This window comes from Pseudomonas sp. FG1 (assembly GCF_034313875.1).
Lineage (GTDB): Bacteria > Pseudomonadota > Gammaproteobacteria > Pseudomonadales > Pseudomonadaceae > Aquipseudomonas > Aquipseudomonas veronii.
The window spans coordinates 2,241,672-2,264,477 of record NZ_JAVIWP010000001.1; the positions used below are offsets into that span (position 1 = coordinate 2,241,672).

Consider the following 22,806-nt stretch of genomic DNA (forward strand, 5'->3'; position numbering starts at 1 on the left):
TATGGAGTGTCGGCCCATGTCCTTTGCGGTAATTCAAATGGTCAGCCAGAGCGATGTGCTGGCCAACCTGGCCCAGGCCCGACGCCTGCTGGAGCAAGCGGCGGCAAAGGGTGCGCGGCTGGCGGTGCTGCCGGAAAACTTCGCCGCCATGGGCCGCCGCGATGTGGCCGACATCGGCCGCGCCGAGGCGTTGGGTGAAGGACCGATCCTGCCATGGTTGAAACAGACCGCCCGCGACCTCACCTTATGGATAGTGGCTGGCACTTTGCCGCTGCCGCCCAAGGATCAACCGAACGCCAAGGCCAACGCCTGCTCGTTGCTGATCGATGAGCATGGCGAGATCGTCGCCCGCTACGACAAGCTGCATTTGTTCGATGTCGACGTGGCGGACGCGCGCGGTCGCTATCGTGAGTCCGATGACTATGCTTTCGGGAGCAACGTTGTGGTGGCGGATACGCCGGTCGGCCGCTTGGGCCTGACGGTGTGTTACGACCTGCGCTTCCCGGAGTTGTACAGCGAGTTGCGCGCGGCGGGGGCTGAACTGATTACCGCGCCCTCGGCCTTCACCGCGGTCACCGGTGCCGCCCATTGGGATGTGCTGATTCGCGCGCGGGCCATCGAGACCCAGTGCTATCTGCTGGCGGCCGCCCAGGGCGGGGTGCATCCGGGGCCACGGGAGACTTATGGCCACGCGGCGATTGTCGACCCCTGGGGGCGCGTACTGACGCAACAGGATCAAGGCGAAGCGGTGTTGCTGGCCGAACGCGACAGCAGTGAACAGGCGTCGATACGGGCGCGCATGCCGGTGGTCAACCACCGGCGCTTTTTCTCGCAGGGCGCGCAGCGGCCTGCTTCAGAACGATGAATTTAAGGCCAAACCTATGAGCGAGTTGTTGTCCTCAGTCAGCGAACACCTCCTGGCACCCGGTGGCGTGACCATCGAAAGCCTGCAAACCGTGCTGGGCGATCTGGCCGGGCCGGGCATCGACGCGGCCGACCTGTATTTCCAGGGGCAGATTTCCGAGTCGTGGGCTTTGGAAGACGGGATCGTCAAGGAAGGCAGTTTCAACCTCGACCAGGGTGTCGGCGTGCGCGCGCAATCCGGTGAGAAAACCGGTTTCGCCTACAGCAACGCGATTACCCTGGAAGCCTTGGGTCTGGCCGCCCGGGCTGCCCGTTCGATTTCCCGCGCCGGCCAGAACGGTACGGTGCAGGCATTCAGCACCCAGGACGTGGCCCAGTTGTACGCGCCGGATAACCCCCTGGAAGTGATCAGCCGCGCAGAAAAAGTCGATCTGCTCAAGCGTATCGATGCCGCGACCCGCGCCCTCGACCCGCGTATCCAGCAAGTCACGGTGAGCATGGCCGGGGTGTGGGAACGCATCCTGGTGGCTTCCACCGACGGCGGCCTGGCGGCGGATGTGCGGCCGCTGGTGCGTTTCAACGTCAGCGTGATCGTCGAACAGAACGGCCGCCGCGAGCGCGGTGGGCACGGCGGAGGCGGGCGTACCGACTACCGTTATTTCCTCGCCGAGGACCGCGCCATGGGTTATGCCCGTGAAGCGCTGCGCCAGGCGCTGGTCAACCTGGAAGCCATCCCCGCACCGGCAGGCACCTTGCCGGTGGTGTTGGGTTCGGGCTGGTCCGGCGTACTGCTCCACGAAGCCGTGGGCCATGGCCTGGAAGGCGACTTCAACCGCAAGGGCAGTTCGGCCTACAGCGGGCGCATGGGCGAGATGGTCGCCTCCAAGCTGTGTACCATTGTCGATGACGGCACCCTGGCCGGTCGCCGTGGCTCGTTGAACATCGATGACGAAGGCACGCCGACCGAATGCACCACGCTGATCGAAAACGGCGTGCTCAAGGGTTACATGCAAGACAAGCTCAACGCCCGCCTGATGGGCGTGGCGCGTACCGGTAACGGCCGTCGCGAATCCTACGCGCACCTGCCGATGCCGCGCATGACCAACACTTACATGCTCGCTGGCGAAAGTGACCCGGCGGAAATCATCGCCTCGGTCAAACGCGGGATCTACTGCGCCAACCTCGGCGGCGGCCAGGTGGACATCACCAGCGGCAAGTTCGTGTTCTCCACCAGCGAGGCGTACCTGATCGAAGACGGCAAGATTACCGTGCCGGTCAAAGGCGCGACGTTGATTGGCAACGGGCCGGAAGCGATGAGCAAGGTGTCGATGGTCGGTAACGACCTGGCATTGGACAGCGGCGTGGGTACGTGCGGCAAGGATGGGCAGTCGGTGCCGGTGGGCGTGGGTCAGCCAACCTTGAAAATTGACGCGATCACCGTGGGTGGCACGGGGTCGTAAGAGCGGGAGCTTCGGGTGGCGAAGACCGCCACCCGGGGAAGAGGATCAACGCAGGCCGCGTTGAGTCTCGTCCAGCTCACGGATGTACTTGAAGATTTTACGGCTGGTGGCCGGCGCCTTGTTTTGCGCCAGTTCGTGCTGGGCCTGACGGATCAGGGAGCGCAGTTGCTGGCGGTCCGCGTCCGGGTAGTCCAGTACGAATTTCTCCAGCACCGCGTCATCGCCCGAGATCAGGCGGTCACGCCAACGTTCCAGGTTGTGGAAGCGTTCGTTGTACTGGCGAGTGGAGGCATCGAGTTGATCGAGCAGGGTCAGAATCGCGTCAGTGTCCTGATCGCGCATCAGCTTGCCGATGAACATGATGTGCCGTTTACGCGCGATATTCGCGGTGTGCTTGGGTGCATCCGCCAGAGCCCGGCGCATTTCGTCGGTCAGAGGCAGTTTTGCAATCAAGTCCGGCTTGAGCGTTGTAAGGCGCTCGCCGAGGTCAACCAGAGCATGCAGCTCGCGTTTGACCTGGGTTTTGCTTTTCTCCCCATCAAGGGAGTCGTCGTAAGAATCAACCATGGTGGCAGTCCGCAAAGAAACGCCGCCATGATAACCAGTCGGGGGCCGCTTGTCCGGCCCGGTCGCTCGATGGCCTTAACCGAAAGCAGAATTTGAGTGGAGAAAACCATGAGTGCAGCCCAAAGCGTCGGTCCGCAAGCGTTACCGGCACTGCAGGAACAAGTCGAGCAGATCCTTGCCGAGGCCAAGCGCCAGGGGGCCAGTGCCTGCGAGGTGGCTGTGTCCCTGGAGCAGGGGCTGTCGACGTCGGTACGTCAGCGGGAAGTCGAAACCGTCGAATTCAACCGCGACCAGGGGTTTGGTATCACCTTGTACGTCGGCCAGCGCAAAGGCTCGGCCAGCACCTCGGCGAGTGGGCCGGAAGCGATTCGCGAGACGGTGGCCGCCGCATTGGCGATTGCCAAGCACACGTCCGAGGATGAAAGCTCGGGCCTGGCCGACAAGGCGTTGATGGCCAAGGATCTGCAGGATTTCGACCTGTTCCATGCCTGGGACATCACCCCGGAACAAGCCATCGAACAAGCGCTGACCTGCGAAGCGGCGGCGTTCGATGCCGACCCGCGGATCAAGAATGCCGACGGCACCACCTTGAGCACCCACCAGGGCTGCCGCGTGTACGGCAACAGCCATGGTTTTATCGGCGGTTATGCGTCGACGCGTCACAGCCTGAGTTGCGTGATGATCGCCGAAGCCAACGGCCAGATGCAGCGCGATTACTGGTACGACGTGAACCGTCAGGGCGAGTTGCTGGCCGATCCGGTCAGCATTGGCCGGCGTGCCGCGCAACGTGCCGCGAGCCGCCTGGGCGCGCGCCCGGTGCCGACCTGTGAAGTGCCGGTGCTGTTTTCGGCGGAGCTGGCCGGCGGTCTGTTCGGCAGTTTCCTGGGGGCGATTTCCGGCGGCAACCTGTACCGCAAATCGTCGTTCCTCGAAGGTGCGATTGGCCAGAAGCTGTTTCCGCAGTGGCTGACCATCGACGAGCGTCCACACCTGATGCGGGCCATGGGCAGTTCGTCGTTCGACGGCGATGGCCTGGCGACCTATGCTAAGCCGTTCGTCGAAAACGGTGAGTTGGTCTCCTACGTGCTGGGCACGTATGCCGGGCGCAAACTGGGCCTGCCGAGCACCGCGAACGCTGGTGGCGTGCATAACCTGTTCGTGACCCACGGCGAGGAAGACCAGGCGGCGCTGTTGCGACGCATGGGGCGTGGCCTGCTGGTGACTGAATTGATGGGCCAGGGCTTGAACATGGTCACCGGTGATTATTCCCGTGGCGCGGCGGGTTTCTGGGTAGAAAACGGTGAGATTCAGTTTGCTGTCCAGGAAGTGACCATCGCCGGCAATATGCGCGACATGTTCAAGCAGATCGTTGCCGTGGGTAACGACCTGGAGCTGCGCAGCAATATCCGTACAGGTTCGGTCCTGATCGAGCGGATGACGGTCGCCGGTAGTTAATCCTTCCGACGCTTCACCAAAAGGCGCGCCATCTGCAGGATGGCGCGCCTTTTTTTGTGGCTGCATTCCAGGTTGATTGGCTTGTCACTCTTGTGTTGATTATCAATATCATTTAATAATAAATATCATTATCGAATGAGTGCGGATCATGAATGCTGTCCTGCATGAGGACCCCTACCTGGAAAGCTGGCGTTGGATGAGTCGTCAGATTCGCTGCTGCCTCGATCCCAATGAACCGCGCCTGATCGAACATTACCTCAATGAAGGTCGATACCTCGCCTGTTGCACCGCGACTCATTCGTGGACGATCGCTGAAACGGCTTTCCGCCTGCTGATCGACACCGCCACGGACATTGCCTTGCCGTGGCATTGGCGATCCCAGTGCCTGGACCAGGCCTGGCGCCCGCTGCACGACCTGGAAACACTCTCCCATTGTGCCTGCCGCCTCAAGCGCTGGCAGGCCTTTGCCTGGCAATTGGCGACGTGCGAATTGCTGCCTTCGATTTCCGTTTCTGACTGGGTGCAAGGATCTTCCGATGAGTAATAACCGTATCGAACGCGACAGTATGGGTGAACTGCAAGTCCCTGCCGAGGCCTTGTACGGCGCGCAAACCCAGCGCGCGGTGAACAACTTTCCGATCAGCCACCAGCGCATGCCGGCGCCGTTCATTCGTGCGCTGATCCTGGCCAAAGTGGCAGCGGCCAAGGTCAACGTCGATCTCAAGCAGATCAGCGAAGGGCAGGGCAAGGCCATTGTCGATGCTGCCCTGGGCTTGCTGGACGGTGACTTCATGCCGCACTTTCCGGTGGATATCTTTCAGACCGGTTCCGGCACCAGTTCCAATATGAACGCCAACGAAGTGATCGCGACCCTGGCCAGCCGTTTGCTCGGTGAGGCGGTCAACCCCAACGATCACGTGAACTGCGGCCAAAGCAGCAACGACATCATCCCGACCACCATCCACGTCAGTGCGGCGTTGGTGCTGCATGAGCAAACGCTGCCTGCGTTGCTGCATCTGGTGCAGGTCATCGAACGGAAGGCCGAAGAGGTCCACCCCTTCATCAAGACCGGTCGCACGCACCTGATGGACGCCATGCCCGTGCGTATGAGCCAGGTGCTCAATGGCTGGGCGCAGCAGCTCAAGGCCAATATTGCGCACCTGCAGGACCTGTTGCCCAGCCTGCAAGCCCTGGCCCAGGGCGGCACGGCTGTCGGTACCGGGATCAACGCGCATCCGGAGTTTGCGCTGCGTTTCAGCCAGCAGCTGAGCAGCCTCACCGGTGTGCAATTCACCCCGGGCAAGAACCTCTTCGCGTTGATCGGCTCCCAGGACACCGCCGTCGCCGTCTCCGGCCAGTTGAAAGCGATCGCTGTGTCATTGATGAAAATCGCCAACGACTTGCGCTGGATGAATTCCGGGCCCCTGGCTGGCTTGGGCGAAATCGAACTGGAAGGGTTACAGCCCGGTTCTTCGATCATGCCGGGCAAGGTCAACCCAGTGATTCCGGAAGCGACCGCCATGGTCGCCGCACAAGTCATCGGCAATGACACGGTGATCACCATTGCCGGGCAATCCGGCAACTTCGAGCTGAATGTGATGCTGCCGATCATCGCCCAGAACCTGCTCGGCAGCCTCGAACTGCTGGCCAATTCCAGCCGCCTGCTGGCGGACAAGGCCATTGCCAGTTTCAAGATCAACGAGGCCAAGCTCAAGGAAGCGTTGTCGCGCAATCCGATCCTGGTGACCGCACTCAACCCGATCATTGGTTACCAAAAGGCCGCTGAAATCGCCAAACAAGCCTATCAGCAAGGTCGCCCGGTGATTGATGTCGCCCTCGAGCACACCGACTTGCCGCGCAGCCAACTGGAAGTCCTGCTGGACCCGGAAAAGCTCACCGCTGGCGGCGTGTAATCACCGACCCTGCTTTGGAGGCTGACCATGGAGCATTGGAAACGCACGATCGAACGGGCCAATCGCTGCTTTATGCAGGGCGAGTTGGTCGACGCTCGCGAAGCCTATTTACAAGCCCTGGCCCTGGCTCAAGTGTTGTTCGAGCGCTGGGCAAACGCCGACGAAGCAGTGGCGGCTTGCGTCATTTCCCATCACAACCTGGCGGACCTGCACCTGCGCCTGAACCAGCCGGAAGAAAGCGCGGAATACCTCTGTGCCATCCACCAACGGCTGTTACAGGCGCTGCAGGACCAGCGCCTCAGCCCGCAACTGCGCGACGCGGCGTTGCGCCAGAGCAGCAAGACCTACGTCGAACTGTTGAATTTCATCAGCGATCACGGCGAATACCCCCGTACCCATCGCTTGCTGGGCGGTACTGCGGCGCAACCGACCCCTCCTCAATACGGAGCACACTGATATGTCCTACACCTTGCCTGCCTTGCCTTACGCCTACGATGCCCTGGAACCGCATATCGATGCGCAAACCATGCAAATTCACTACACCAAGCACCACCAGACTTACATCAACAACCTCAATGCCGCCGTGGAGGGCACCGAGTTTGCGGGCTGGCCGGTAGAGAAGCTGGTGTCGAGCGTCCAGCAACTGCCCGAGCAACTGCGCACCGCGGTGATCAATCAGGGCGGTGGGCATGCCAACCACTCGTTGTTCTGGGCGGTGATGTCACCCAAAGGCGGCGGCAAACCCGATGGCGCGCTGGGCCAGGCGATTGATGAGCAACTGGGCGGTTTCGACAGCTTCAAGGAGGCCTTCACCAAGGCCGCGTTGACCCGCTTCGGCAGCGGCTGGGCCTGGTTGAGCGTGACCCCGCAGAAGACCCTGGTGGTGGAGAGCAGCGGCAATCAGGACAGCCCGCTGATGAGCGGCAACACACCGATCCTCGGCCTGGATGTGTGGGAACACGCCTACTACCTGCTGTACCAGAACCGGCGTCCTGAATACATCAATGCCTTCTACAGTGTCATCAACTGGCCGGAAGTCGCTGCCCGCTACCAGGCCGCCCTGGCCTGATATCACGCCGTATAACACGACCTAAGGCCGACCATGGGTACTGAAACACTGGCGATCAGCAGCGTGCGAATGTTTCGTTACGCATTTGGCTCGCTGCTGCTATTGGCAGGTATTGCATTGCTGGTGGCTCAAGGATTCGCCTGGCTGGACTTGGAGCCACGCATCCTGCGGGCCCTGCAAGGTGGGGCGATCTGTGCGCTCGGCACCGCGTTGGGCGCCGTACCGGTGTTGGTTATCCGGCGCATGCCGGCAGCAGTGAGCGATACCTTGCTGGGCTTTGGTGCCGGCGTGATGCTCGCGGCCACGGCGTTTTCGTTGGTCGTGCCGGGCATTGCCGCTGCTGAAGGCCTGGGGTTCAGCCCGTGGGGCGCGAGTGGCTTGATCAGCATTGGCATCATGCTGGGAGCGTTCGGCTTGTACCTGGTCGATCGCAAGGTCTCCGGGGCCTGCCCGGAAATGCTGGTCGGTACGCCGGAGCACCCGCTGATCCCGCCACGCATCTGGCTGTTCGTGTTTGCCATCATCGCGCACAACATCCCGGAGGGTATGGCAGTTGGCGTGTCGGCGGGCGGCGGCATGCCGGATGCCGACAGCCTGGCCATGGGCATCGCTTTGCAGGATGTGCCCGAAGGCCTGGTGATTGCGTTGGTCCTGGCCGGGGCAGGGATGTCGCGGTTCAAGGCGTTCCTGATCGGTGCGGCTTCGGGCTTGGTCGAGCCGATATTCGCAGTGCTTTGTGCCTGGTTGGTGAGTCTGGCGCAGGTGCTGCTGCCGTTAGGCTTGGCGTTGGCTGCTGGCGCGATGCTGCTGGTGGTCACTCACGAGGTGATCCCCGAATCGCGGCGCAATGGCCATGAAAAGCTCGCCAGCCTGGGACTGTGCATCGGGTTTTGCTTGATGATGGTGATGGATACTGCATTGGGCTGAAGCTGTTGCGGCTTCAGCCTCTGTCTCGTCGGGTGGGTTTATTCACCCTCATCAAAGAAGTTATTGATCAGCTTGGTCAAGGCGTCCATCGCTTCCTGCTCTTGCTCGCCTTCGGTCTTCAAATGAATCTTGGTGCCCTTGCCGGCGGCGAGCATCATCATCGCCATGATGCTCTTGCCGTCGACCATGGTTTCCGGAGTGCGTCCAGCGCGAACCTGGCAGGGGAACTGCCCGGCAATGCCGACGAACTTGGCTGAGGCGCGGGCGTGCAGGCCCAGCTTGTTGATGATTTCAATTTCCAGAACGGGCATCGCGGGGGTGTTCCTTTCAGCTAAGGTCGCGGTGGCGAACCTGGACGTTCTTGAGGGTTTGTTGCAGCATCTGGCCCAGGCGTTCGGTCAGGTAGACGGAACGGTGGTGGCCGCCGGTGCAGCCGATGGCAATGGTGACATAGGCCCGGTTGCTGGCGGCAAAGCGCGGTAGCCATTTGAGCAGGTAGCTGGAGATGTCCTGGAACATCTCCTCGACATCCGGTTGCGCGGCCAGGTAGTCCGCCACCGGCTGATCCAGCCCCGACTGGTCCCGCAACTCCGGCTTCCAGTAAGGATTGGGCAGGCAGCGCACATCGAATACCAGATCGGCGTCCACCGGCATGCCGCGCTTGAAGCCAAACGACTCAACCAGAAAGGCCGTGCCGGGCTCGGGCTGGTTCAGCAGGCGGAGCTTGATGGCATCGCGCAGTTGGTACAGGTTGAGGCTGGTGGTGTTGATCTTGAGGTCGGCGAGGTCAATGATCGGCCCCAACAGCTTGGTCTCGTCCTCGATGGCTTCGGCCAGCGAACGATGCGGGCTGCTGAGGGGGTGACGTCGACGGGTCTCGGAGAAGCGTTTGAGCAGGGTTTCTTCGTCTGCGTCCAGGTACAGCACATCACAGTGAATGTGCTTGGCGCGCACTTCCTCAAGCAGTGCCGGGAACCGCGAGAGGTGGCTGGGCAGGTTGCGGGCGTCGATCGACACGGCGACCAGCGGCTGTGCCAGTTCGGTGTGGATCAGCGCGCGCTCCGCCAACTCCGGCAGCAGGCCGGCGGGCAGGTTGTCGATGCAATAGAAGCCGTTGTCCTCAAGAACATTGAGGGCGGTGCTTTTACCTGAGCCGGAGCGGCCACTGACGATGATCAAACGCATGATTACTGCTCGTCTTGTTCAGCCAGGACAACCTGATACAACGCCTCATTGCTGCTGGCACTGCGCAGTTTGTCGCGTACTTCCTTGCGGTCGAGCATGCTGGCGATCTGCCGGAGCAGTTCCAGGTGTGCATCGGTGGCGGCTTGCGGTACCAGCAACACGAACAGCAGGTCGACCGGGGCACCGTCGATGGCGTCGAAATCGATGGGGGCGTCCAGGTGCAGCAGGGCGCTGACAGGTGTCTCGCAGCCTTTGAGGCGGCAGTGAGGAATGGCGATGCCGTTACCAAAACCGGTCGAGCCGAGTTTTTCACGGGCAATCAGAGCCTCGTAGACATCTTGCATCTCCAGCTCAGGCACTTGTTTGCTGATCAGGTTGGCAATCTGTTCGAGGGCTTTCTTCTTGCTGCCCCCCGGCGCGTTCACAAGGGAACGGCCGGGAGTCAGGATGGTTTCAAGTCGGATCATGGGTGGGGAGTGTTAGCGGCCGGTGCCCTGTAGGAGGCTCTGCTGCTTTTCCTTATGCTTTTTGATTTGGCGATCCAGCTTGTCGGTCAGGTCGTCAATGGCGGCATACATATCAGAATGCTCAGCATTGGCGACGACTTCTCCGCCGGGTATACGCAAGGTGGCTTCGATTTTCTGCTTCAGCTTTTCGACAGTCATAATGACTTGCACGTTGGTGATCTTGTCGAAATGCCCCTCAATTCGTTTGAGTTTTTCGCCGATATAGGTGCGCAGCGCGTCGGTCACTTCCAGTTGGTGTCCACTGATATTGACTTGCATACAGCTTCTCCTTCGTTGCCAGTGCATAAAGCGGCAGGCAGAGATGCCTGCCACTGGAACGCTGTGGCCTGCCCGTCACATCAAACGCTTACGCTCGCTGGAAGGCGCGATCCCAAGGGACTCGCGGTACTTGGCGACGGTTCGACGGGCGACCTGAATGCCTTGTGCCTCCAGTAAACCAGCGATCTTGCTGTCACTCAACGGCTTTTTCTGATTTTCCGCGGCAACCAGTTTTTTGATGATTGCGCGGATCGCCGTGGACGAGCATTCGCCGCCTTCGGAGGTGCTGACATGGCTGGAGAAAAAGTATTTCAGCTCATATATACCCCGTGGGGTATGCATGAATTTTTGCGTCGTTACCCGGGAAATCGTCGATTCGTGCATGCCCACCGCTTCTGCGATGTCGTGCAGGACCAGCGGTTTCATCGCTTCGTCGCCGTACTCAAGGAAGCCGCGCTGGTGCTCGACGATTTGCGTGGCCACTTTCATCAGGGTTTCGTTGCGGCTTTGCAGGCTCTTGATGAACCAGCGCGCTTCCTGCAACTGGTTGCGCATGAAGGTGTTGTCGGCGCTGGTGTCGGCGCGACGGACGAAACCGGCATATTGCGGGTTGACCCGCAGGCGCGGCACCGATTCCTGGTTCAGTTCCACCAGCCAGCGTTCGTTGTCTTTGCGCACGATCACATCGGGGACGACGTATTCGGCTTCGCTGGACTCGATCTGCGAGCCCGGGCGCGGGTTGAGGCTCTGCACCAGCTCGATGATGTGGCGCAGGTCGTCTTCCTTGAGCTTCATGCGGCGCATCAGCTGGCTGTAGTCGCGGCTGCCCAGCAGGTCGATGTAGTCGGTGACCAGGCGTTGGGCTTCAACGAGCCAAGGGGTCTTGGCGGGCAGCTGGCGCAATTGCAGCAGCAGGCACTCGCTGAGGTTGCGCGCGCCAATGCCGGCGGGCTCGAACTGCTGGATGCGGTGCAGGACGGCTTCGATCTCGTCCAGTTCGATGTCCAGTTCCGGGTCGAAGGCTTCAAGAATCTCTTCGAGTGTCTCGTCCAGATAGCCCTGGTTGTTGATGCAGTCGATCAGGGTCACAGCGATCAGGCGATCGGTGTCGGACATCGGCGCCAGGTTCAATTGCCACAGCAAGTGGCTCTGCAGGCTCTCGCCGGCGGAGGTGCGGGTGGTGAAGTCCCACTCGTCGTCATCATTGCTGGGCAGGCTGCTGGCGCTGGTCTGGTAGACGTCTTCCCAGGCGGTGTCCACGGGAAGTTCGTTGGGAATGCGTTCGTTCCATTCGCCTTCCTCCAGGTTGTCCACCGTAGGGGCGGTTTCCTGGTAAGAGGGTTCCTGCACGTCGGAATTGGGTTTTTGCTCGATGTTGTCGGCCAGCGGGTCTGCATTATCGAAGTCGTCGCCTTCTTCCTGGCGTTCGAGCATCGGATTGGACTCCAGGGCTTCCTGGATTTCCTGTTGCAGGTCCAGTGTCGACAATTGGAGCAGGCGGATGGCCTGTTGCAGCTGCGGTGTCATCGTCAGCTGCTGGCCCATTCTCAGGACTAGCGATGGTTTCATGGCAGGGGCTTAACACCTTATTCGCCGGCGCAATGCGCCATCCACGACAGGGCGCGTGAGCGCCAAACATAAGCAAATTATATGCCTGATATTGGAGGCTTTGCCTAGAGCGCGGTAACAATAAAAATCCGGAGGTTTTCATTGACTCCCGCGCACCTTGGCGAACGGCCTGCCACCGCCTTTTTTTCCAGGCAGGCCTACAGGCGGAACTCGTGGCCCAGATACACTTCCTTGACCAGTTCGTTGGCCAGGATCGTGGCCGAATCGCCTTCGGCAATCAGTTGCCCATCGTTGACGATATACGCGGTTTCGCAGATATCGAGGGTCTCGCGGACGTTGTGGTCGGTGATCAGTACACCGATGCCCTTGGCCTTGAGGTGATGGATGATCTGCTTGATGTCGCCGACCGAGATCGGGTCGACACCGGCAAACGGTTCGTCCAGCAGGATGAACTTCGGTGCAGTGGCCAGGGCGCGGGCAATCTCCACGCGGCGGCGTTCACCGCCGGACAAACTCATGCCGAGGTTGTCGCGAATGTGGTTGATGTGGAATTCCTGCAGCAGGCTTTCCAGCTCCTTGCGGCGGCCGTCGCGGTCGAGTTCCTTGCGGGTCTCGAGGATCGCCATGATGTTATCGGCAACCGACAGTTTGCGGAAGATCGACGCTTCCTGGGGAAGATAGCCGATACCGGCGCGCGCACGGCCGTGCATCGGCTGGTGGCTGACGTCGAGGTCGTCGATCAGGATGCGACCTTGGTCCGCCTGGACCAGGCCGACGATCATATAGAAACAGGTGGTCTTGCCGGCACCGTTGGGGCCAAGCAGGCCGACGATCTGGCCGCTGTCGATCGACAAGCTGACGTCGCGCACGACCTGACGGCCTTTATAGGCCTTGGCCAGATGCTGGGCTTTCAGGGTTGCCATTACTCGGCCTTCTTCTTCGGCTGGATAACCATGTCGATACGTGGACGCGGTGCAGTCACCTTGGTGCCGTTGGCGCGACCGGCGTTGGCAACCTGCTTCACGGTGTCATAGGTGATTTTTTCACCTTCCGTGGAGTTTCCGTCGGGGCTGAGTACCTTGGCCTGGTCGATCAGCACGATGCGATTTTGCTGGGCGTGATACTGGATGGTTTTACCGTAGCCCTTCATCGGGGCGGTGTCGGTGGCAGACTGCTTCTGTTCGAAGTAGGCCAGGTTGCCCACCGAGGTCACGACGTCAATGTCGCCAGCAGGGGTGCGAGTCAGCGTCACCGTGTTGCCGGTGATCTTCATCGAACCCTGGGTAATGATCACACCGCCGGTGTAGGTTGCGACGCCTTGCTTGTCATCGAGCTGTGCATCGTCGGCCGAAATGTGGATCGGTTGCTGGCTATCGTTCGGCAGAGCCCAGGCGCTCACGCTTCCCAGTGCTGCGCCCAGACTGAGCAAAATAGGGAGGGTTTTAACGAGCCTCATACTGTCCTCTTACGTTCGATAGCAGGTGTATCCTGCTTTCTTTCAAATACGCTTTCATTCCCTTGCCAGTCGATACACCGCCAGCGCCGTCGATTCTAACGTCTTGCTCGGTCTGCGCATATTGCTTCTGTGGGAATACGGTCATGCGACTGCTGGTGATGATGGTGTCGCGGTTCTGTGCGTCGGTCCGTGCGACGCGCACCGAGTCGATCAGTTCCACTTCGGTGCCGTCCGGGTTGACTTCGCCACGCTTGCTGGTGACGTGCCAAGGGAATTCGGTGCCGCGATACAGATTCAAATCGGGGTTGGTCAGCAGGGTGACTTCGGACGCTTTCAGGTGCTCGACCTTGTCCGAGGTCATTTCATACTGCACCTTGCCATCGGGCAGGAACTGCACGCTGTAGGCATTGGTGGCGTAATAGTCGATAGCGCCTTGGTCAACCTGCGCCACAGGCTGGTCGAGAAAGCGCTCCGGGCTGATATTCCAGTAGCCAACCGCCAGGAGCAGCGCGGCGATGACCCCGAATAGCAGGAAGTTGCGAATCTTTTTGCTCAGCATAAAACGCTCTATAGGTAGGCGGCGTGGGCCGCTTCAAGGCTGCCCTGGGCACGCAGGATCAACTCGCAGAACTCGCGGGCGGCGCCTTCGCCGCCACGGGCCGTGGTGATGCCGTGGGCATGCTCGCGAACAAATGCCGCCGCATTGGCGACAGCCATGCCCAGGCCCACCCGGCGGATCACCGGCAGGTCGGGCAGGTCGTCGCCCAGATAGGCAACCTGCTCATAGCTTAGGTTGAGTTGGCCAAGAAGCTCGTCCAGGACGACTAGTTTATCCTCCCTGCCCTGATACAGGTGAGGAATCCCCAGGTTTTGTGCGCGACGTTCCACAACCGGGGTTTTCCGACCGCTGATAATCGCGGTTTGCACGCCCGCCGCCATGAGCATCTTGATGCCCTGGCCGTCGAGGGTGTTGAACGACTTGAATTCGCTGCCGTCCTCGAGGAAGTACAGGCGGCCATCGGTCAGCACGCCGTCAACGTCGAAAATCGCCAATTTGATGTGCTTGCCGCGTTGCAACAGGTCGCTGGTCATTTACATCACTCCCGCACGCAGCAAGTCGTGCATGTTCAGGGCGCCAATCGGGCGGTCATTGCCATCGACCACCACCAGCGCGCCGATCTTATGGTCTTCCATGATCTTCAGGGCTTCGGCCGCCAGCATTTCTGCGCGTGCGGTCTTGCCGTGGGGAGTCATCACCGCATCGATGGTGGCGGTGTGGATATCGATAGTGCGGTCAAGGGTGCGGCGCAGGTCACCGTCGGTGAATACGCCGGCCAGGCGCCCGTCGGCTTCCAGGATCACGGTCATGCCGAGGCCCTTGCGGGTCATCTCCATGAGTGCGTCCTTCAGCAGAGTGCCGCGCTGTACGTGGGGCAGTTCATCGCCGGAATGCATGACGTTTTCCACTTTCAGCAGCAGGCGTCGGCCCAGTGCGCCGCCCGGATGGGAAAACGCGAAGTCTTCCGCCGTAAACCCACGTGCTTCCAGCAGCGCCACGGCCAGGGCATCGCCCATGACCAGCGCGGCGGTGGTGGAGGAGGTTGGCGCCAGGTTCAGCGGGCAGGCCTCAGCGGTCACATGAACATTCAGGTTCACTTCGGCGGCCTTGGCCAGCGTCGACTCCGGGTTGCCGGTGATGCTGATCATCTGGATGCCCAGGCGCTTGATCAACGGCAGCAAGGTCACGATTTCGTTGGTGGTGCCGGAGTTGGACAGTGCGAGGATGATGTCATCCTTGGTGATCATGCCCATGTCGCCGTGGCTGGCTTCGGCCGGGTGGACGAAAAACGCCGTGGTCCCGGTGCTTGCCAGGGTGGCGGCGATCTTGTTGCCGACGTGACCGGACTTGCCCATGCCGACCACGACCACGCGGCCTTTGCTGGCCAGAATCATCTCGCAGGCGCGTACGAAATCCACGTCGATATGGGCCAGCAAGCCTTCTACGGCTTCAAGCTCGAGGCGGATGGTGCGTTGTGCGGATTGGATAAGATCGCTGGATTGGCTCATGTCTGAAATCGTATAGCCTGACGAAAAGTCGACGATTATAACGATAATGATCAATTCCCTCACGCAAGTTCGTCAGTCTTTAGTCGTCAGGCGCTTCAGATTCATTCCTCGGTAACATAGCCAGCAACGGTTTTTCCCTGTCTCCAATCTGAACAAGCGCTGTTCCGGCCTTGGGGGCGCTGTACCAGCAGTGATATAGTTCGCCGCCAGTTCGGTCCACCCAGCCCATGTGGCTAACTATATGTTGGGCAACCGTTGCAAACGTTTGTCACAAGCGTGGTGTCTGAGTGAGAGGCTGCATCCCAAGGAGTTTAGATGAGTGCCGATAACGCCTACGCGGTCGAGCTGAAGGGCCTTACCTTCAAGCGCGGGACGCGCAGCATCTTCAATAACGTCGATATTCGCATTCCCCGCGGCAAGGTCACCGGCATTATGGGGCCTTCCGGTTGCGGCAAGACCACCCTGTTGCGTCTGATGGGCATGCAATTGCGCCCCAGTGCTGGCGAAGTGTGGGTCAACGGCCAGAACCTGCCGACATTGTCGCGCAGCGATCTGTTCGATGCGCGCAAGCACATGGGGGTGCTGTTCCAGAGCGGTGCGTTGTTCACCGACCTCGATGTGTTCGAGAACGTAGCGTTTCCGCTGCGGGTACATACCCAACTGTCCGACGAGATGATTCGTGACATTGTGTTGCTGAAGCTGCAGGCCGTGGGCCTTCGCGGCGCCATCGACCTGATGCCGGATGAGCTGTCCGGCGGCATGAAGCGTCGCGTCGCCCTGGCGCGTGCCATTGCCCTCGATCCGCAGATTCTCATGTATGACGAACCCTTCGTGGGCCAGGACCCGATCGCCATGGGCGTGTTGGTGCGCCTGATCCGCCTGCTCAACGATGCGTTGGGGATCACCAGTATCGTGGTCTCCCACGACCTGGCCGAAACCGCGAGCATCGCCGATTACCTCTATGTAGTCGGTGATGGCCAGGTACTGGGGCAGGGCACGCCGGAAGAACTGATGAACGCTGACAACCCGCGCATTCGCCAATTCATGACCGGCGATCCCGATGGCCCGGTGCCTTTTCATTTTCCGGCAGCGGACTACCGCTCAGATCTTCTGGGGAAGCGCTGATGCGCAAGACATCTCTTATCGAAAAGGTGCGCCTTTTCGGGCGTTCCGGCATCGACATCATCGAAGTGCTCGGACGTTCGACGATATTCCTGTTCCACGCCTTGCTCGGCCGTGGCGGCATTGGCGGCAGCTTCGGCCTGCTGATCAAGCAACTGCACTCCGTTGGTGTGATGTCCCTGGTGATCATCGTGGTTTCCGGGGTTTTCATCGGCATGGTGCTGGCGTTGCAGGGCTTCAATATCCTCTCCAGCTACGGCTCGGAGCAGGCGGTGGGGCAGATGGTCGCCCTGACGCTGCTGCGTGAGCTCGGCCCGGTCGTCACGGCCCTGTTGTTCGCCGGGCGCGCCGGTTCTGCGCTGACCGCCGAAATCGGCAACATGAAGTCCACCGAGCAGTTGTCCAGCCTCGAGATGATCGGCGTGGACCCGCTCAAGTACATTGTTGCCCCGCGCCTGTGGGCCGGCTTCATTTCCCTGCCGCTGCTGGCGATGATCTTCAGCGTGGTGGGTATCTGGGGCGGTTCGTGGGTGGCGGTGGACTGGCTGGGGGTCTATGAAGGCTCCTACTGGTCCAACATGCAAAACAGCGTGAACTTCAGCGGCGATGTGTTCAATGGCATCATTAAGAGCATTGTCTTCGCCTTTGTCGTGACCTGGATCGCCGTATTCCAAGGCTATGACTGTGAGCCCACTTCAGAAGGGATCAGTCGCGCCACCACCAAGACCGTTGTGTACGCCTCGCTGGCGGTACTGGGCCTTGACTTTATTTTGACCGCCTTGATGTTTGGAGATTTCTGATGCAAAACCGCACTGTGGAAATCGGTGTCGGCCTTTTCTTGCTGGCTGGCATCCTGGCTTTACTGTTGCTGGCCCTGCGAGTCAGCGGCCTTTCGGCCAGCCCCACCGCCGATACCTATAAACTTTACGCGTACTTCGACAATATCGCGGGTTTGACTGTCAGAGCTAAAGTGACCATGGCCGGTGTAACCATCGGCAAGGTCACGGCGATCGATCTGGACCGCGACAGCTTCACCGGGCGTGTGACGATGCAACTGGACAAGAAGGTCGATAATCTGCCGACTGACTCCACGGCATCGATCCTCACCGCAGGTTTGCTGGGCGAGAAATACATCGGTATCAGCGTAGGCGGGGAAACCGCTCTGCTCAAGGATGGTTCGACCATCCACGACACACAGTCGTCGCTGGTGCTCGAGGACCTGATCGGTAAATTCCTGCTCAATACGGTCAATAAAGACGCTAAATGAGGAATCTGTTCATGATCTCTACCTTGCGACGTGGTCTGCTGGTACTGCTTGCAGCACTGCCGTTGATGGCCAACGCGGCAGGTTCTGCGCACGAACTGGTGCAGGACACGACCAGCAAAATGCTGGCTGACCTGAAAGCCAATAAAGAACAGTACAAGCAAGACCCTACCAAGTTCTATGACTCGCTCAACACCATTGTCGGCCCGGTCGTGGATGCCGAAGGCATTTCGCGCAGCATCATGACGGTGAAGTATTCGCGCAAGGCGACGCCTGCGCAGATGCAGACATTCCAGGAAAACTTCAAGAAGGGCCTGTTTCAGTTCTACGGCAACGCCCTGCTCGAGTACAACAACCAGGGGATCACTGTCGACCCTGCCAAGGATGAGTCGGGCGATCGCACCAGCGTCGGCATGACCGTCAAGGGCAGCAACGGCGCCATCTATCCAGTGCAATACACTCTGGAGAAGGTCAGCGGTGAGTGGAAGCTGCGTAACGTGATCATCAACGGCATCAACATCGGCAAACTGTTCCGTGATCAGTTCGCCGACGCGATGCAGCGCAATGGCAACGACCTCGACAAGACCATCAATGGTTGGGCCGGTGAAGTGGCCAAGGCCAAGGAAGAGACCGATAAAGCCGCCGGGAAGCCCGCGCAATGACCGAGGCGGCTGTTCGTATCGGCGATGCCGGCCAGTTGTTCCTCAGCGGCGTGCTGGATTACCGCACCGGGCCCGACCTGCGCAAGCAGGGGCAGGCGCTGATCCAGGCGAGCACCGCACCGTCGCTGGTGCTCGATTGCTCGGCGGTGACCAAGTCCAGCAGCGTCGGCTTGTCGTTGCTGCTGTGCTTCATGCGCGACGCCGAGGCGGCCAAAAAGCCGGTGAGCATTCGTGCGTTGCCCGACGACATGCGTGAAATTGCCGACGTTTCCGGTCTGACCGAGCTGTTGGCGCATCCTTAATACACATATTCAAGAAAGCCCCCCGTCAGAGTCCTGCTATGCGGGGTTCGCAGGCGCGGGGCTTTTTTGTATGATGTGCGACCCGCGCGCACTGGGCGCCGATAGAGGTTGAGCATGCAGGCCCTAGAAGTTAAGAGCTTCCTTGAAGGAAAGCTGCCGGAAACGAACGTAGAAGTTGAAGGCGAAGGCTGCAACTTCCAGCTGAATGTGATTAGCGATGAACTGGCGGCATTGAGCCCGGTCAAGCGTCAACAGCAGGTCTATGCCCATTTGAACCCGTGGATCACCGATGGCAGCATCCATGCGGTCACTATGAAATTTTTCAGCCGCGCGGCCTGGGCCGAGCGCACCTGAGCCCCCAAGGCGTCGAGATTCTTATGGATAAATTGATTATTACCGGTGGTGCCCGCCTTGATGGCGAGATCCGCATTTCCGGTGCGAAAAACTCCGCCTTGCCGATCCTGGCAGCGACCTTGCTGTGCGATGGCCCTGTGACCGTGGCCAACCTGCCGCACCTGCACGACATCACCACCATGATCGAACTGTTCGGTCGCATGGGCATTGAGCCGGTGATCGACGAAAAACTGTCGGTTGAAATCGACCCGCGCACCATCAAGACCCTGATCGCCCCGTATGAGCTGGTGAAAACCATGCGTGCGTCGATCCTGGTGCTCGGCCCGATGGTTGCCCGTTTCGGCGAAGCCGAAGTGGCCTTGCCTGGCGGTTGCGCGATCGGTTCGCGTCCTGTCGACCTGCACATCCGTGGCCTTGAAGCCATGGGCGCCACCATCGACGTCGAAGGCGGCTACATCAAGGCCAAGGCGCCGGAAGGCGGCCTGCGTGGCGCCAACTTCTTCTTTGATACCGTCAGCGTGACCGGTACCGAGAACATCATGATGGCCGCTGCCCTGGCCAACGGCCGCAGCGTTTTGCAAAACGCCGCGCGCGAGCCGGAAGTGGTCGACCTGGCCAACTTCCTGATCGCCATGGGCGCCAATATCAGCGGCGCCGGTACCGACACCATCACCGTCGAAGGTGTAAAACGCCTGCATTCGGCCACCTACAAGGTGATGCCGGACCGCATCGAGACCGGGACCTACCTGGTTGCCGCCGCCGTCACCGGTGGCCGCGTCAAGGTCAAGGACACTGATCCGACCATCCTTGAGTCCGTGCTGGAAAAACTCAAGGAAGCCGGCGCTGAAATCACCACCGGTGAAGATTGGATCGAGCTGAACATGCACGGCAAGCGGCCAAAAGCCGTCAACGTGCGGACCGCTCCGTACCCGGCGTTCCCGACCGACATGCAAGCGCAGTTCATCTCCCTGAACGCGATTGCCGAAGGCACCGGCGCTGTGATCGAGACCATCTTCGAAAACCGCTTCATGCACGTGTACGAACTGCACCGCATGGGCGCCAAAATCCAGGTCGAAGGCAACACGGCCATCGTGACCGGCATCGACAAGCTCAAGGGCGCGCCCGTCATGGCCACCGACCTGCGGGCTTCGGCCAGCCTGGTGATCTCCGCACTGTGCGCAGAGGGCGACACCCTGATCGACCGCATCTACCACATTGACCGTGGCTACGAGTGCATCGAAGAAAAACTGCAGATGCTCGGCGCGAAGATCCGCCGCGTACCGGGCTAGTCCCCGCTGCACGGGCGCAGGGATGCGCCCGCCCGGGGTGTGCAATTGCGTATTCCGGCTGAATGTGTTTCAAATCGAGGCTGTAATGGCCTCGATCTGTGTCTGGCGCCGTTTGCGACCAGACCGCAATAGCCTGATGAAGGACTGACGTTTCCCATGTTGACCATCGCACTGTCCAAGGGCCGCATCCTTGACGACACTTTGCCGCTTCTGGCTGAAGCGGGCATCGTGCCGACCGAGAATCCGGACAAGAGCCGCAAGCTGATCATCCCTACGACCCAGGACGACGTTCGCCTGCTGATCGTGCGGGCTACCGATGTGCCGACCTATGTTGAACACGGTGCCGCCGACCTGGGTGTCGCCGGTAAAGACGTATTGATGGAATACGGCGGCCAGGGCCTGTACGAGCCGTTGGACCTGCGTATTGCCCTGTGCAAGCTGATGACCGCCGGCCGTGTCGGTGATGTCGAGCCTAAAGGTCGCCTGCGGGTGGCCACCAAGTTCGTCAATATCGCCAAGCGTTACTACGCCGAGCAAGGCCGTCAGGTCGATATCATCAAGCTGTACGGCTCGATGGAACTGGCGCCGCTGATTGGCCTGGCCGACAAGATCATTGACGTGGTCGACACCGGCAACACCCTGCGCGCCAACGGTCTGGAGCCCCAGGATTTCATTGCTGACATCAGCTCCCGGCTGATCGTCAACAAGGCATCGATGAAGATGCAGCACGCGCGTATCCAGGCGTTGATCGACACCCTGCGCAACGCAGTGGAGTCTCGACACCGCGGTTGACTCACCCGCGTAGCCAAACGGCTGCGCCCGTCTATCCGCTTCATAGCCAGAATTCTCAGGTGCCCAAGCGGAAACGACTGCTGGGAAGGTGCGCTGACGTTCAATAACGAATCGCGCCTTACCCCAAAAGGCAAGTTATGTGAGTAGAAGATTTTTTTTCAATACCTAGCGACACGTAGCCGCCTGCCTTTTGAGGCAAGGCCCTACGGGTTGGTACTGTGGCCGCGCCATGCCGCGTTGCGGGACTTGGTAAGGAAACTACCCTTACCGGCGTCCCGCGCCTTGCCTGGCACGGCCACAGCACCAACGCGATTCGTTATTGAACGTCAGCGCACCTTCGGGCGCCTGAGTTTTTGCCAATCCTATGAGGCCCTCGCTATGACCACGTCCACTGCAATTGCCCGACTCAACGCTGCCGACCCGGATTTCGCCCATCATCTGGATCATCTGCTGAGTTGGGAAAGCGTGTCCGACGACTCGGTCAACCAGCGGGTGCTCGATATCATCAAGGCCGTGCGCGAGCGCGGTGACGCCGCGCTGGTGGATTTCACCCGCCAGTTCGACGGCCTGGACGTCAAGTCCATGTCGGACCTGATCCTGCCCCGCGAACGCTTGGAGCTGGCCCTGACGCGCATCACCGCGCCGCAGCGCGAAGCCCTGGAACTCGCGGCGGCGCGGGTGCGCAGCTACCACGAAAAACAGAAACAGGATTCCTGGAGCTACACCGAGGCCGACGGCACCGTATTGGGCCAGAAGGTCACGCCGCTGGACCGCGCCGGCCTGTACGTGCCGGGCGGTAAAGCCTCGTACCCGTCGTCGGTATTGATGAACGCGATTCCCGCCAAGGTGGCCGGTGTGACCGAAGTGGTCATGGTGGTGCCGACCCCGCGCGGTGAGATCAACGAGCTGGTCCTCGCGGCCGCCTGCATCGCCGGTGTCGACCGCGTGTTCACCATCGGCGGCGCCCAGGCTGTCGCGGCGTTGGCCTACGGCACCGAAAGCGTGCCGATGGTCGACAAGGTGGTCGGCCCCGGCAACATCTATGTCGCCACCGCCAAGCGCCATGTATTTGGCCAGGTCGGTATCGACATGATCGCCGGTCCTTCGGAAATCCTCGTGGTGTGTGATGGCCAGACCGACCCGGACTGGATCGCCATGGACCTGTTTTCCCAGGCCGAGCACGACGAAGACGCCCAGGCGATTCTGGTCAGCCCAGATGCCGAGTTCCTCGACAAAGTCGCCGCCAGCATCAACAAGCTGCTGCCGACCATGGACCGCGCCGAGATCATCGAGAAGTCGATCAACGGCCGTGGTGCGCTGATCCTGGTGCGCGACATGGAGCAGGCCATCGAAGTGGCCAACCGCATCGCGCCGGAACACCTGGAATTGTCCGTGGCCGACCCACAGGCCTGGCTGCCGTCGATTCGTCACGCGGGCGCGATCTTCATGGGCCGTCACACCAGCGAAGCCCTGGGCGACTATTGCGCGGGCCCCAACCACGTGTTGCCGACCTCCGGCACCGCGCGCTTCTCGTCGCCGCTGGGGGTGTATGACTTCCAGAAGCGTTCGTCGATCATCTTCTGCTCGCCACAAGGTGCTTCCGAGTTGGGCAAGACCGCCTCGGTACTGGCCCGTGGCGAATCCTTGAGCGCCCACGCCCGGAGCGCCGAATACCGCATCCTTGAAGACAATAAGGGGAACTGA

The 22,806-nt window shown here is 60.5% G+C and carries 28 protein-coding genes; 17 read left to right on the top strand and 11 right to left on the bottom strand.

The window, feature by feature from the left end:
- Window positions 1–16 precede the first annotated feature (16 nt).
- Both RGV59_RS10315 and tldD read left to right on the top strand, forming a co-directional pair.
- A complete protein-coding gene (locus tag RGV59_RS10315) occupies window positions 17–865 on the top strand; it encodes a carbon-nitrogen hydrolase family protein (protein ID WP_017845994.1) in 849 nt (282 codons plus the stop codon).
- Window positions 866–881: 16 nt separating this feature from the next.
- Window positions 882–2,324: a metalloprotease TldD gene (gene tldD / locus RGV59_RS10320; protein ID WP_046384681.1), complete on the top strand. Its 1,443-nt coding sequence runs from the start codon at window positions 882–884 to the stop codon at window positions 2,322–2,324.
- A 45-nt stretch (window positions 2,325–2,369) separates the two neighbouring features.
- Here tldD and yjgA read toward each other — a convergent pair whose 3' ends face one another.
- Window positions 2,370–2,891, bottom strand: a complete 522-nt coding sequence (gene yjgA, locus RGV59_RS10325) for a ribosome biogenesis factor YjgA (RefSeq protein WP_010567685.1) — start codon at window positions 2,889–2,891, stop codon at window positions 2,370–2,372.
- 108 nt (window positions 2,892–2,999) lie between these two features.
- Here yjgA and pmbA point away from each other — a divergent pair, with 108 nt between their 5' ends.
- The 6 genes from pmbA (at window position 3,000) to RGV59_RS10355 (ending at window position 8,255) form a co-directional block, all read left to right on the top strand.
- Window positions 3,000–4,346, top strand: coding sequence for a metalloprotease PmbA (pmbA, locus tag RGV59_RS10330; protein ID WP_017845992.1), 1,347 nt, complete (start codon window positions 3,000–3,002; stop codon window positions 4,344–4,346).
- Window positions 4,347–4,494: 148 nt separating this feature from the next.
- A complete protein-coding gene (locus RGV59_RS10335) occupies window positions 4,495–4,890 on the top strand; it encodes a FagA protein (protein ID WP_102617133.1) in 396 nt (131 codons plus the stop codon).
- Complete coding sequence (locus RGV59_RS10340; protein WP_126585793.1) at window positions 4,883–6,259, top strand: class II fumarate hydratase; 1,377 nt, start codon at window positions 4,883–4,885, stop codon at window positions 6,257–6,259. Before RGV59_RS10335 ends, RGV59_RS10340 begins: the two co-directional genes overlap by 8 nt.
- A 27-nt stretch (window positions 6,260–6,286) precedes the next feature.
- A complete protein-coding gene (locus RGV59_RS10345; protein ID WP_017845989.1) occupies window positions 6,287–6,715 on the top strand; it encodes a hypothetical protein in 429 nt (142 codons plus the stop codon).
- Window position 6,716: 1 nt separating this feature from the next.
- Window positions 6,717–7,328, top strand: a complete 612-nt coding sequence (locus tag RGV59_RS10350) for a superoxide dismutase (protein WP_126585792.1) — start codon at window positions 6,717–6,719, stop codon at window positions 7,326–7,328.
- 33 nt (window positions 7,329–7,361) lie between these two features.
- Entirely contained in the window at window positions 7,362–8,255 is an 894-nt protein-coding gene (locus tag RGV59_RS10355) for a ZIP family metal transporter (protein ID WP_126585791.1), read from the top strand.
- Between the two features lie 38 nt (window positions 8,256–8,293).
- Here RGV59_RS10355 and RGV59_RS10360 read toward each other — a convergent pair whose 3' ends face one another.
- From RGV59_RS10360 to RGV59_RS10405, 10 genes are all read right to left on the bottom strand, one after another.
- Window positions 8,294–8,566, bottom strand: a complete 273-nt coding sequence (locus RGV59_RS10360) for an HPr family phosphocarrier protein (RefSeq protein WP_017845986.1) — start codon at window positions 8,564–8,566, stop codon at window positions 8,294–8,296.
- Window positions 8,567–8,582: 16 nt separating this feature from the next.
- Window positions 8,583–9,440, bottom strand: a complete 858-nt coding sequence (rapZ, locus tag RGV59_RS10365; protein ID WP_017845985.1) for an RNase adapter RapZ — start codon at window positions 9,438–9,440, stop codon at window positions 8,583–8,585.
- Window positions 9,441–9,442: 2 nt separating this feature from the next.
- Window positions 9,443–9,907, bottom strand: a complete 465-nt coding sequence (gene ptsN, locus RGV59_RS10370; RefSeq protein WP_026139903.1) for a PTS IIA-like nitrogen regulatory protein PtsN — start codon at window positions 9,905–9,907, stop codon at window positions 9,443–9,445.
- 12 nt (window positions 9,908–9,919) lie between these two features.
- Entirely contained in the window at window positions 9,920–10,225 is a 306-nt protein-coding gene (hpf, locus tag RGV59_RS10375) for a ribosome hibernation-promoting factor, HPF/YfiA family (RefSeq protein ID WP_017845983.1), read from the bottom strand.
- A gap of 75 nt (window positions 10,226–10,300) precedes the next feature.
- On the bottom strand, window positions 10,301–11,794 hold the full coding sequence (locus RGV59_RS10380) for an RNA polymerase factor sigma-54 (protein ID WP_026139902.1): 1,494 nt from the start codon (window positions 11,792–11,794) through the stop codon (window positions 10,301–10,303).
- Between the two features lie 197 nt (window positions 11,795–11,991).
- Complete coding sequence (gene lptB, locus RGV59_RS10385) at window positions 11,992–12,717, bottom strand: LPS export ABC transporter ATP-binding protein (RefSeq protein ID WP_017845981.1); 726 nt, start codon at window positions 12,715–12,717, stop codon at window positions 11,992–11,994.
- A complete protein-coding gene (gene lptA, locus RGV59_RS10390) occupies window positions 12,717–13,250 on the bottom strand; it encodes a lipopolysaccharide transport periplasmic protein LptA (RefSeq protein WP_026139901.1) in 534 nt (177 codons plus the stop codon). The genes lptB and lptA overlap by 1 nt, the downstream gene beginning before the upstream one ends.
- Complete coding sequence (gene lptC / locus RGV59_RS10395) at window positions 13,237–13,809, bottom strand: LPS export ABC transporter periplasmic protein LptC (protein ID WP_017845979.1); 573 nt, start codon at window positions 13,807–13,809, stop codon at window positions 13,237–13,239. Before lptC ends, lptA begins: the two co-directional genes overlap by 14 nt.
- A gap of 8 nt (window positions 13,810–13,817) precedes the next feature.
- Window positions 13,818–14,342 (bottom strand): KdsC family phosphatase, encoded by a 525-nt coding sequence (locus RGV59_RS10400; protein WP_017845978.1) that lies wholly within the window; start codon window positions 14,340–14,342, stop codon window positions 13,818–13,820.
- Window positions 14,343–15,317 carry a KpsF/GutQ family sugar-phosphate isomerase gene (locus RGV59_RS10405; RefSeq protein WP_017845977.1) on the bottom strand — a complete coding sequence of 325 codons (975 nt, stop codon included), beginning with the start codon at window positions 15,315–15,317 and terminating at the stop codon, window positions 14,343–14,345.
- Window positions 15,318–15,632: 315 nt separating this feature from the next.
- Here RGV59_RS10405 and RGV59_RS10410 point away from each other — a divergent pair, with 315 nt between their 5' ends.
- From RGV59_RS10410 to hisD, 9 genes are all read left to right on the top strand, one after another.
- Entirely contained in the window at window positions 15,633–16,442 is an 810-nt protein-coding gene (locus RGV59_RS10410; protein WP_003171811.1) for an ATP-binding cassette domain-containing protein, read from the top strand.
- Complete coding sequence (mlaE, locus tag RGV59_RS10415) at window positions 16,442–17,239, top strand: lipid asymmetry maintenance ABC transporter permease subunit MlaE (protein ID WP_017845976.1); 798 nt, start codon at window positions 16,442–16,444, stop codon at window positions 17,237–17,239. Before RGV59_RS10410 ends, mlaE begins: the two co-directional genes overlap by 1 nt.
- Window positions 17,239–17,706, top strand: coding sequence for an outer membrane lipid asymmetry maintenance protein MlaD (gene mlaD / locus RGV59_RS10420; protein ID WP_017845975.1), 468 nt, complete (start codon window positions 17,239–17,241; stop codon window positions 17,704–17,706). The genes mlaE and mlaD overlap by 1 nt, the downstream gene beginning before the upstream one ends.
- Window positions 17,707–17,717: 11 nt before the next feature.
- Window positions 17,718–18,365: an MlaC/ttg2D family ABC transporter substrate-binding protein gene (locus tag RGV59_RS10425; protein ID WP_046484638.1), complete on the top strand. Its 648-nt coding sequence runs from the start codon at window positions 17,718–17,720 to the stop codon at window positions 18,363–18,365.
- A complete protein-coding gene (locus tag RGV59_RS10430) occupies window positions 18,362–18,667 on the top strand; it encodes an STAS domain-containing protein (protein WP_102617130.1) in 306 nt (101 codons plus the stop codon). Before RGV59_RS10425 ends, RGV59_RS10430 begins: the two co-directional genes overlap by 4 nt.
- 114 nt (window positions 18,668–18,781) lie before the next feature.
- Window positions 18,782–19,021, top strand: coding sequence for a BolA family protein (locus RGV59_RS10435; protein ID WP_017845972.1), 240 nt, complete (start codon window positions 18,782–18,784; stop codon window positions 19,019–19,021).
- A gap of 23 nt (window positions 19,022–19,044) precedes the next feature.
- Entirely contained in the window at window positions 19,045–20,310 is a 1,266-nt protein-coding gene (gene murA / locus RGV59_RS10440) for a UDP-N-acetylglucosamine 1-carboxyvinyltransferase (protein ID WP_017845971.1), read from the top strand.
- A gap of 156 nt (window positions 20,311–20,466) precedes the next feature.
- Window positions 20,467–21,102, top strand: a complete 636-nt coding sequence (hisG, locus tag RGV59_RS10445; RefSeq protein ID WP_017845970.1) for an ATP phosphoribosyltransferase — start codon at window positions 20,467–20,469, stop codon at window positions 21,100–21,102.
- Window positions 21,103–21,480: 378 nt separating this feature from the next.
- A complete protein-coding gene (hisD, locus tag RGV59_RS10450) occupies window positions 21,481–22,806 on the top strand; it encodes a histidinol dehydrogenase (protein ID WP_017845969.1) in 1,326 nt (441 codons plus the stop codon).

Excerpts from the sequence above, each read along its gene's own strand:
- RGV59_RS10315 (WP_017845994.1), top strand. The coding sequence starts at position 17 with ATGTCCTTTGCGGTAATTCAAATGGTCAGCCAGAGCGATGTGCTGGCC.
- tldD (WP_046384681.1), top strand. The coding sequence starts at position 882 with ATGAGCGAGTTGTTGTCCTCAGTCAGCGAACACCTCCTGGCACCCGGT.
- yjgA (WP_010567685.1), bottom strand. The coding sequence starts at position 2,891 with ATGGTTGATTCTTACGACGACTCCCTTGATGGGGAGAAAAGCAAAACC.
- pmbA (WP_017845992.1), top strand. The coding sequence starts at position 3,000 with ATGAGTGCAGCCCAAAGCGTCGGTCCGCAAGCGTTACCGGCACTGCAG.
- RGV59_RS10335 (WP_102617133.1), top strand. The coding sequence starts at position 4,495 with ATGAATGCTGTCCTGCATGAGGACCCCTACCTGGAAAGCTGGCGTTGG.
- RGV59_RS10340 (WP_126585793.1), top strand. The coding sequence starts at position 4,883 with ATGAGTAATAACCGTATCGAACGCGACAGTATGGGTGAACTGCAAGTC.
- RGV59_RS10345 (WP_017845989.1), top strand. The coding sequence starts at position 6,287 with ATGGAGCATTGGAAACGCACGATCGAACGGGCCAATCGCTGCTTTATG.
- RGV59_RS10350 (WP_126585792.1), top strand. The coding sequence starts at position 6,717 with ATGTCCTACACCTTGCCTGCCTTGCCTTACGCCTACGATGCCCTGGAA.
- RGV59_RS10355 (WP_126585791.1), top strand. The coding sequence starts at position 7,362 with ATGGGTACTGAAACACTGGCGATCAGCAGCGTGCGAATGTTTCGTTAC.
- RGV59_RS10360 (WP_017845986.1), bottom strand. The coding sequence starts at position 8,566 with ATGCCCGTTCTGGAAATTGAAATCATCAACAAGCTGGGCCTGCACGCC.
- rapZ (WP_017845985.1), bottom strand. The coding sequence starts at position 9,440 with ATGCGTTTGATCATCGTCAGTGGCCGCTCCGGCTCAGGTAAAAGCACC.
- ptsN (WP_026139903.1), bottom strand. The coding sequence starts at position 9,907 with ATGATCCGACTTGAAACCATCCTGACTCCCGGCCGTTCCCTTGTGAAC.
- hpf (WP_017845983.1), bottom strand. The coding sequence starts at position 10,225 with ATGCAAGTCAATATCAGTGGACACCAACTGGAAGTGACCGACGCGCTG.
- RGV59_RS10380 (WP_026139902.1), bottom strand. The coding sequence starts at position 11,794 with ATGAAACCATCGCTAGTCCTGAGAATGGGCCAGCAGCTGACGATGACA.
- lptB (WP_017845981.1), bottom strand. The coding sequence starts at position 12,717 with ATGGCAACCCTGAAAGCCCAGCATCTGGCCAAGGCCTATAAAGGCCGT.
- lptA (WP_026139901.1), bottom strand. The coding sequence starts at position 13,250 with ATGAGGCTCGTTAAAACCCTCCCTATTTTGCTCAGTCTGGGCGCAGCA.
- lptC (WP_017845979.1), bottom strand. The coding sequence starts at position 13,809 with ATGCTGAGCAAAAAGATTCGCAACTTCCTGCTATTCGGGGTCATCGCC.
- RGV59_RS10400 (WP_017845978.1), bottom strand. The coding sequence starts at position 14,342 with ATGACCAGCGACCTGTTGCAACGCGGCAAGCACATCAAATTGGCGATT.
- RGV59_RS10405 (WP_017845977.1), bottom strand. The coding sequence starts at position 15,317 with ATGAGCCAATCCAGCGATCTTATCCAATCCGCACAACGCACCATCCGC.
- RGV59_RS10410 (WP_003171811.1), top strand. The coding sequence starts at position 15,633 with ATGAGTGCCGATAACGCCTACGCGGTCGAGCTGAAGGGCCTTACCTTC.
- mlaE (WP_017845976.1), top strand. The coding sequence starts at position 16,442 with ATGCGCAAGACATCTCTTATCGAAAAGGTGCGCCTTTTCGGGCGTTCC.
- mlaD (WP_017845975.1), top strand. The coding sequence starts at position 17,239 with ATGCAAAACCGCACTGTGGAAATCGGTGTCGGCCTTTTCTTGCTGGCT.
- RGV59_RS10425 (WP_046484638.1), top strand. The coding sequence starts at position 17,718 with ATGATCTCTACCTTGCGACGTGGTCTGCTGGTACTGCTTGCAGCACTG.
- RGV59_RS10430 (WP_102617130.1), top strand. The coding sequence starts at position 18,362 with ATGACCGAGGCGGCTGTTCGTATCGGCGATGCCGGCCAGTTGTTCCTC.
- RGV59_RS10435 (WP_017845972.1), top strand. The coding sequence starts at position 18,782 with ATGCAGGCCCTAGAAGTTAAGAGCTTCCTTGAAGGAAAGCTGCCGGAA.
- murA (WP_017845971.1), top strand. The coding sequence starts at position 19,045 with ATGGATAAATTGATTATTACCGGTGGTGCCCGCCTTGATGGCGAGATC.
- hisG (WP_017845970.1), top strand. The coding sequence starts at position 20,467 with ATGTTGACCATCGCACTGTCCAAGGGCCGCATCCTTGACGACACTTTG.
- hisD (WP_017845969.1), top strand. The coding sequence starts at position 21,481 with ATGACCACGTCCACTGCAATTGCCCGACTCAACGCTGCCGACCCGGAT.